This is a genomic window from Agrobacterium sp. MCAB5 (assembly GCF_052114365.1).
GTDB lineage: Bacteria > Pseudomonadota > Alphaproteobacteria > Rhizobiales > Rhizobiaceae > Agrobacterium > Agrobacterium tumefaciens.
On the sequence record NZ_JBFREP010000098.1, the window covers coordinates 1 to 702 of the forward strand.

At 56.5% G+C, this 702-nt stretch carries 1 protein-coding gene and 1 pseudogene; both read left to right on the top strand.

Annotated features, from left to right (window positions below):
• Nucleotides 1-195: putative collagen-binding domain-containing protein (locus AB4Z23_RS27530; RefSeq protein WP_441361193.1), on the top strand; the 195-nt coding region annotated here is incomplete at its 5' end.
• 254 nt (nucleotides 196-449) lie between these two features.
• Nucleotides 450-702: pseudogene (locus tag AB4Z23_RS27535) on the top strand (MraY family glycosyltransferase); the annotation flags it as partial.

Here is a 702-nt window from a genome sequence, read left to right on the forward strand (position 1 = left end):
CCTTCCGTTGCGATCGATCTCGACAGTTTGGCGGCAGGCGAGAAAACCCTTCGCTGGTATGATCCCYCGAATGGAATTTACATCGAACCGATCGAGCGTCTTGGCCGCAGCGGCCTTCGTAACGTGACGGTGCCGGCATCGGCGAATGCTTTCGGCTTTCAGGACTGGATCGCCGTTCTCTCCACACAGGAATGATCACTTGCAAGATGCCGCACGCTGCCGAGTCGTTCATTTGTGGTCGCTCGCCGTCAAGGTCTCAAACCTAGCTCTTTCGATAGTCGATCCGGTTCGGGGGTGGGTAGGGTAGCCGTTAATTTCGACACCCTCTCCCTTTGGTGGATTTCACACGCCTTTTGCCCGCATACCCCTCAGGGCCGGTGTTTTTTAGGATCGTCTGGAGGCGAGTATCGTTGCAAATGCGCCGCCAAGCTTCAGTGTGGGGATCAGACATGTCGGGGATACTCTTCAACACCATTGCCACTTTCGTTCTGTGCGTATCCCTCATCGTCGTTCTCAGGCGCCTGACCATTGTGTTTCAGCTTGTGGATCGCCCCGATTCAATCCGCAAACGCCACACGGGAGCCGTTCCTCTTTGCGGTGGCATCGCGATCTTTGCCGCTTTCGCTGTTTCCGCATTCGTCGGTGGGTGGAGCGAGGCTCTCGGCATGAACTTCTGGCTCGGGCTGGCGGTCATTCTACTAA